At 51.3% G+C, this 7,689-nt stretch carries 8 protein-coding genes; 3 read left to right on the top strand and 5 right to left on the bottom strand.

The window, feature by feature from the left end; translation table 11 throughout:
- Positions 1–112 (top strand): IS3 family transposase (locus tag E0E29_RS19350; RefSeq protein ID WP_165449966.1); only part of this gene is annotated, 112 nt, incomplete at its 5' end.
- A gap of 139 nt (positions 113–251) precedes the next feature.
- Here E0E29_RS19350 and E0E29_RS17145 read toward each other — a convergent pair.
- The 5 genes from E0E29_RS17145 to E0E29_RS17165 all read right to left on the bottom strand — a co-directional run bounded on the left by E0E29_RS17145 (position 252) and on the right by E0E29_RS17165 (position 6,131).
- The gene (locus E0E29_RS17145) at positions 252–674 is read right to left on the bottom strand and encodes a MaoC family dehydratase (protein WP_130850969.1); all 423 of its coding nucleotides are present in this window, start codon (positions 672–674) and stop codon (positions 252–254) included.
- A gap of 47 nt (positions 675–721) precedes the next feature.
- Positions 722–2,272, bottom strand: a complete 1,551-nt coding sequence (locus E0E29_RS17150) for an acyl CoA:acetate/3-ketoacid CoA transferase (protein ID WP_130850970.1) — start codon at positions 2,270–2,272, stop codon at positions 722–724.
- Between the two features lie 150 nt (positions 2,273–2,422).
- Complete coding sequence (locus E0E29_RS17155; RefSeq protein ID WP_130850971.1) at positions 2,423–3,748, bottom strand: GntP family permease; 1,326 nt, start codon at positions 3,746–3,748, stop codon at positions 2,423–2,425.
- Positions 3,749–3,802: 54 nt separating this feature from the next.
- Positions 3,803–4,708 carry an alpha/beta fold hydrolase gene (locus E0E29_RS17160; protein ID WP_130850972.1) on the bottom strand — a complete coding sequence of 302 codons (906 nt, stop codon included), beginning with the start codon at positions 4,706–4,708 and terminating at the stop codon, positions 3,803–3,805.
- An 88-nt stretch (positions 4,709–4,796) separates the two neighbouring features.
- Positions 4,797–6,131, bottom strand: a complete 1,335-nt coding sequence (locus tag E0E29_RS17165) for an acetyl-CoA hydrolase/transferase family protein (protein ID WP_130850973.1) — start codon at positions 6,129–6,131, stop codon at positions 4,797–4,799.
- A 490-nt stretch (positions 6,132–6,621) separates the two neighbouring features.
- Here E0E29_RS17165 and E0E29_RS17170 point away from each other — a divergent pair, with 490 nt between their 5' ends.
- Together E0E29_RS17170 and E0E29_RS17175 are read left to right on the top strand one after the other, a co-directional pair.
- Entirely contained in the window at positions 6,622–7,497 is an 876-nt protein-coding gene (locus tag E0E29_RS17170; RefSeq protein WP_130850974.1) for a LysR family transcriptional regulator, read from the top strand.
- Between the two features lie 56 nt (positions 7,498–7,553).
- Positions 7,554–7,689 (top strand): transposase (locus E0E29_RS17175; protein ID WP_242622577.1); only part of this gene is annotated, 136 nt, incomplete at its 3' end.

Here is a 7,689-nt window from a genome sequence, read left to right on the forward strand (position 1 = left end):
CTCATTCTGTGAGGCCAATGAGATGATTGACCGCTATATCAATTTTTACAACCACGAGCGCATCCAGCTAAAAACTGGAGTGGCGCCGCTCACGCTGCGCCACTCCGCTTAAAACTTCATATTTCCCTACATTGAGGCCTTTTTGTGCTGTCCGCACAATTTGGGGCGGTTCAAAAAGCAGATGCCTTTCTTTTGATTCAGAGTAAAATTATGCAGCAGCCTTAGATTTAAAACCATATCTGATGGAAGGATCAAGCTTTTTCAGTGCTTTTTGGGGGCATCGCCGTTGCCATACCCTTGATCACAATATCGCCATGCTGATTTGTGCAGATGGTTTCCAGCTTTACAATATTTTTTTCGGAAAGGATCTCACGAACCGTGCAGGTGGCAGTTACGGTATCGCCGATATAAACTGGCTTCGTAAACTTTAATTCCTGGCCGAGGTAGATCGTACCCGGCCCCGGAAGCTTCATTCCCAAAACGGCAGAGATAAAACCTGCGCCCAGAATGCCGTGGGCGATTCTGCCACCGAACTGGGTCTTGCTGGCAGAGACTTCATTGGTGTGCGCGGGATTGAGATCGCCAGTGATTCCGGCGAACAAATAGACATCTGTCTCCGTTACTGTTTTAGTCACACTGGCGCTGTCCCCCAATTTGATTTCCTGAATTGTCATTGTTGGCCCTCCTCTTAGATTATCTTCCCTGTATTTGGAGTATGCGGTTACTGTGTGAGCCCCATGCGCTCGTTTTGAAAAATGCGTTCGTCCATTATCTTTACGTGTTTGATGACCGGCTTAAAGTCCATCTGATCCAAGATATCCTTCTGAAGATCGACGCCGGGGGCGACTTCTTTGAGTTCCACACCATCTGCTGTGAGTTCAAAGACGGCCCGTTCCGTAATATAGATAACGGGCTGATTGTTGCGGATGGCGTAACTGCCTGCAAAGGTCACCTGCTCCACTTGGCTGATCAGTTTTTTCACTTTGCCTTCCTGAAGGATTTTCAGCTCACCGTTGTCTACTGCGACTTTTAACCCGCCTGCAGTGAAGGTGCCGCAGTAGATGACCTTTTTGGCGTTCTGCGTGATGTTGATAAAGCCACCGCATCCCGCGATCTTGGGACCAAATTTGCTGACATTTACATTTCCAGCAGCATCCATCTGAGCCAGACCCAAAAAGGCCACATCCAATCCGCCGCCGTCGTAAAAGTCAAATTGGGTTGGCTGCTCCAAAATGCAGTCCACATTTGTGGCGGCGCCAAAATCTTTCCCTCCTGCCGGCACGCCTCCTACGGCTCCCACTTCTGTTGTAAGGATCATGCCTTCCAGCCCCTCTTCTGCGGCCACGGAAGCTACGCCTTCGGGCATGCCAATCCCCAGGTTGGTCACTGCATGGGGGGCCAACTCCATGGCGGCCCTGCGGGCAATGATCTTCCGCTCTCCCAGTGGAAGCGGTGAAAGGGCGTCCAGCGGAACACGGATTTCTCCAGAGAATGCAGGGTCATACTGAGTCCCGAAGGTCTGCATGTGGTGTTCAGGCGCAGCTACTACGATCGCGTCCACATAGATACCGGGAATACGGATCAGCCTTGCATCCAGACGGCCATAAGATACGACCTTCTCTACCTGGACGATTACTTTACCACCGGAATTGTGAGCAGCTTGAGCCTGAGCCAGGGCCTCTGCATATACGCCTTCTTTTTCAAAGGTGCAGTTTCCGTGCTCATCGGCATAGGTGGCCCGAATCACCGCGATGTCGATGGGAAACGAGGGATAGAACAGCTTCTCTTCCCCGTCCAGCTCAATGAGTCTGACCACATCGCCGGCCTCATAGGCTGCCTCGTTGAGCTTGCCTCCCTCCAAACGGGGGTCTACAAAGGTATCCAGTCCCACGTGAGTGATCACGCCAGGGCGTTTTGCAGCGATTTCACGAAACAACTGTGAGATAATACCTTGAGGCAGGTTATAAGCTGCCAGCCTGTTTTCTGCCGCCAACTTTCCAAGCTTGGGCGCCAAGCCCCAGTGTCCACCGATTACCGTTTTACACATTCCGTCCACTGCCAAGTGGTTGAGACCACGGTCCACGCTGTCCCCCTGACCGGATGCATAGATGACCTTCAATGCCCGGGGATGACCAGTGGCAGCCGCTTCTTCCAGTGCGATCATGATCTCTTCCGGGTGCATCAATCCGTTGGCAAAGCCGCCGAATGTGACCGTTGCCCCATCAAAAAAGTAAGACTCAACGGCTTCTCTTGCTGTCAAAATCTTTACCATATGATTTCATCCTTCCTGGTCACTTGCGCGATCTTTTCAGACGCTTGACCTGCTTTGTGTTCCTTATGAAAAAAGTACAGGTCAGTGTCAATTACCGAATTGACACTGACCTGTTTCAGGCATATCAGCTATGTGCCATCCTTGATAAGGTCAGATCAGCCCGACAATAGCCATGGTAGCTGCGATCAGAGCCAGTACGATGGGGGTGATGACCGTCATGATAAGGACATGGGGGTAAGACTCCTTGGTGGTCACGCCGCAGACCTGAGCCTCCATCACGAAGGTGGGGCAGTGGGGCAGCGTATCCATACCCATGGCAGCCATACCGACGACTTTGTAGAGGGCCTCGGGATTGACCGTACCAAGGGACATGAACTGGTCGGCCATGGTGCTGCAGAAGATCTGAGTACCGCTGAGGGAAGCGCCGGTGATGCCGGAGAACACGTTGGTTACGATGACAGCGGAAATATAGGGATTCATCTTGTCTGCCAGCAGCATGGCAAAGTTCATGAAGTACTGGAAGCCGGCACAGGCGTTGACGACGGATGCAAAGCCCATAAGCGCGGCGGTCAGCAGCAGGGGATTGATGCTGGAGAGGAAACCGGTCACGAGATCCTCTACGATGTGGCCCTTGAGATATTTGTAGTTGGTGATGATCAGGACGATGGCGCCGACTCCCATGGCGGTATTGATGCCGTCAGAGGCGCTCATAGAATTGGCCAGCACGAGCTTCAGAACGATAATAACGATGTAGGGCAGGATGGCCAGGTGAATGGGGGGCAGCTCCTTACCGCTGGTGCTGCCGGCGATGAGTTCGGCATCGCTTTCGGAAGCCACAAAGCCGATCCCGCGGGCACGGAGGGAGTTGGATGCCCAGGTAAAGTAGAAAATACCGAAGCCGAAGGCCACAACGAGAAGGACGATGGCCATGGTGGGGGCGGCGAAGGTGGTGACGCCCAGCTTTTCAGAGAGCGCGATGCACAGCATAGAGGGGGCGCCCGGGGTAACGACATTCAGGACCACGGCGCCGTACAGGAAAATGGCCGGCATCAGCAGCTTGGAGACATTTGCTTTGCGGAACATGGGGACAGCAACAGGATAGACGGCAAAAATGATGATGAAGGCATTTACGCCGCCATACGCCAGCAGGAAGGTAATGATCAGAGTGCCGGCTACGGTGGCCTTTACACCCAGGAAGCCAAACAGGAAATTGGCGATAGATTCGGCTGCGCCGCTCTTCTTCATCAACTCGCTGTACGCCGATCCGATGGTGAACAGGAACAGATAGGAACCAAAGGTACTGCCCAAAGAGGCGGCATATGTACCGGTCAGGGTCCCCCAAAATGGCAGTCCGCTACTCACGATGACGATGATGGAACCGATCAGGGAGGCCACAAAGCCGTTGATTCCCTTGAAGGTCAGGTAGATCAGGACTGCGACACCAAGAACCATACCGATCACACTAATGATCTCCATACTTTTTCCTCTCTTTCTTTTACATTATGATCCCCGCCGAGGGGAAGGATCACTTCATGGATAGGCGAAGGCTGCAACACAGCCGCGCCATTGCATGGGATTCTCTGAGGCCGCCATATGGGTGCAGCCGTATATCGGCATCAGAGTAGCGTTGGGAATCTGCTCCTTCATGTATGCCGCGGTGGCCGGACAATAGGCGGAACCGGGGTCAGCGTAGAGGATCATCACAGGGACATCGATCTTAGGCAAGACCTCCCGAAAATCAGCGCCTGCCATGGTAGACCAATAGTGGTAGTTGGCTGCCATGTGGTCCGGCGTGATGTCGACCATTCCCTTGATCAGAACCTGAGCGATCAAATCGTGTCGGCGGTTCAGAATACGCATCCGAAGTTCGTCTGCACTTCCAAGCGGCCGACAGACATTGGAGGCGCTGTTGGGAAAGAGAAGCCCCTCCGCCACACGGAGCGCGAAACGCTTATAGTCCGAGTGGATCAGGTCCAGATCTTCTTCATACATTTCACGGGTGTAGTGCCCCTGGTACAGGCCTAGATCCCAGCCGTTTTCATTGATGAGCTTTGGGGACATGTCGCCGAGAATGATTCTGGACAGTCTGTCCGTGCCAAACTGTGCAACATAGGAGAAGGTAACGGCTGCGCCCATGGAGTAACCGTACAAAACGACATCGTTCAGATCCAGATGTTCTATCAGGGCCTGGACATCACTGGCAGACTGATGGATACCCATTTCTCCTGCCGCTGGAGTGATTCCGAAGGCACGCTGGTCAAATACAATGATCCTGCCGTGGTGCTGCATGGCCTCGATAAATGGTGCCTGGGATCCGATGGAGCTTCCGAAGCCGCAGACATAGATCATGGGCTGGCCGCTGCCGACATCCACATAATGGAGTTCCGCGCCGTCAAAACCCCGAAAAATCCTTGTTTGAAAAGTCAGACTGCTCATATTAAATAATATCCCTTTTTATACTAATAATGGAAACTGCGCGTAAAAAGGACCCGGGACATGTCCGCCTATCCTCTTTAGAGGAGGATCACCAGATCAGATTCTTTTCTGCCTCTTCCCGCAGCCAGTCCCGGAAATCAGGGTGAGCAATTTTGATCAGCTCATCCACTCTCTGCCGGATGTTCAAGCCACGCAGCCAGGCGATGCCATATTCCGTGACGACGTAGTCGGTATCATTTCTGGAGGTGGTAACCGCTGCGCCGCGGGCAAGGAAGGGGACGATCTTGGAGTGGAGCACCTCTTTGCCGTTCTCATCGGTGGTGGTATAAGTAGAGTGCATAGCGATGATGGACTTTCCGCCCGGGGACATCTGGGCACCCTGTACTGTCTCGGACTGCCCTCCGGTACCAGACCACTGAAGGTTGCCCACGGTTTCGGAGGCGCACTGGCCGGTGAGATCGATTTCAAGGCTGGCGTTAACGGAGACAAATTTGTTGTTTTTAGCGATGGTGTAGGGATCGTTAGAGAAGGTGGAGGATTTGAACAGTACGGTGGGATTGTTGTTGACAAAGTCATAGAGCCGCTGGCTGCCCATGGTGAAGGAGCATACGGAGTAGCCATTCATGAAGCCCTTCTGAGAGTTGTCAACAGCGCCGCATTCGATCAGATCAACCATGGTCTCTGTGAACATCTCCGTGTGGATGCCGAGGTGCTTTTTGCTCTTGAGTTCATTCGCCACTGCATTGGGGATATTGCCGATACCCAGCTGGATGGTGGAGCCGTCCTCCACCAGAGAGGCGACGTAGGAGCCAATCTTCTGATCCACGTCTGTGTAAGGCACCAGCTTGGCCACAGGGATGGGGCGGTCAGACTCCACAAGCGCGTCCACTTCGGAAATATGTACCTGTGTATCACCAAAGGTCCTGGGAAAGTTGGGATTGACCTCCAGCAGGACCAGAGCACCCTGATCGATGAGATCCCGCTCATAGATCGCGCTGATGGAGAGGGAAAGGTAACCGTGCTCATCCATAGGGGAGACCGTTGCCATCACCACAGGACGGCGTCCCTCATACTTGATCCGCTGCAGAGCCTTGCGAAGAACAGAAGTGGAACTCTGGGGGACTGCGCTGACCAGCTTATCCTTTTGGATCTTGCGGAGGTTGGCGTTGAAGAACCAGCCGCTGTGGTCCATAATCCCACGCATCTCGGGATCTCTCATCGCGGCGTAGTCCTGGATGGGCAGGCAGGTGTTAAGGGTCGTTCCTCTCACCCCAGTATTTTTTAGGTGCTGGAGCTTGGACAGAATCGCCTGAGGTTCCGCCGCAGCTTGGGCAGAAAACATGTAGTCGCCGTCTTTGATCAGTTCCAGTGCCTGCTCGGCGGTCATCTTTTTTTTCTGGTATAACTCTTGATACTGATTCACAAGAATCATGCTCCTTTCGGTTCTAACACGCCATGGATATGATACTCAAAACGTGTAATCAAGGGGAAATTCCTAATTTGGAATATACACCACCTTTTGTTGTATTCGCCCTAAATTTTGCCCTAATGTTCTTTATGCTTTGGTGATTTGATTATAGTCCATGCTGTGCTGTTTGAAAAATACACCTTTTTCATCCTGACATGAATTTTGGTTATACCAAAAAATTTATTCAACAATTCACACTTTTTGAGCATTGTGACAACAAAGCGCCGTGACTTTGTTGCGCATTCTTTCAATCTCAGCAATGTGAATACGGCCTGCGGTGGTCAGTATTTTGCGGGAAAAACGCATCCCCAAAAAGAAATTTGCGAAATATCCATCTATGCTTTATAATAAAAAATACAATACGCCCTTATTGTTCTAATGTTCTTTTTGTGAAAGATGAATTGCGCCCTGATGCAGGGTAGTCTGCTTCCTGAAAGGAGTATCTATGAAACGAGTACAATTAGAATATTTTGTGCGTATTGTAGAGGAAAAGAGCTTCACAAAAGCGGCAGAAAAACTCTTCATCAGCCAGCCCGCGCTGAGCAAATCGATCCGCTCCTTGGAAAAAGAGCTGGATGTCACACTGTTCAAACGAGATCCGAGGGAATTGAGCCTGACCGATGAGGGGGAGACAGTCTACCGCTTTGCATTGGACGTTCTGGACTACTGGCAGGTCCGTACTGCGGAACTGATGTCATTGCTGGGGAAGGTCAAAGGCACGCTGCGTTTTGGATTGCCGCCTTCGGTTGGAAGTGTGTTTTTTTCAAAAATCCTATATGAATATGGGTTAAAGTATCCGCAAGTGGATTTGCAGATCTTCGAAGGGACTTCCAAAAAAGTAGAGACCATGGTTATGGGGGATCAGATTGATCTGGGGGTAGTCATTGAACCATATGAGAACCCACATATGAGGTTAAAGACGGTTTATCGTTCGGAAGTCGTGCTGGCGGTCTCACAAAAACATCGGCTTGCAAAACGGGACGTTGTTAACTTTACAGAGCTTAAAGAAGAACCTATGCTGATTGTATCCAAAGACTACATGTTCCACGATCAAATACTGGCACGCTGCAAAGAGGCGGGATTTGTCCCCAATATTACATTTACGACTTCTCAGTGGGACCTTCTCTTGGAGATGACTGCGGAAGATCAAGGAATCACCCTCATTGGAAGACCGGTGGTCGAAAAGCTGTACAGAGACAGAATCAAATGTATTTCGCTGAAGAATCCGGAATTTCCATGGACACTTGGTCTGATCAGCAAGAAGTGTAAACCGCTTCAGGAGCCTGCCAAAAGTCTTTGGGACTTTTGTAATGAAATCTAGGCCTTGTTTGAAAAATAGAAGTTGCACAAGAAACCAAGTTATGCGAAGCTATGAGCATGAAACGATATGAATTAACAAAAGAACAATGGGAACGAATCAAGCCGCTGCTGCCACCGGAAGAAACGGGAAAGCGGGGTCGTCCCCGGAAGGATAACGGGATCATGCTCAACGGAATGCTCTGGATCGTCCGGA

The sequence above is a fragment of the Intestinimonas timonensis genome (genome assembly GCF_900626145.1).
Lineage (GTDB): Bacteria > Bacillota > Clostridia > Oscillospirales > Oscillospiraceae > Intestinimonas > Intestinimonas aquisgranensis.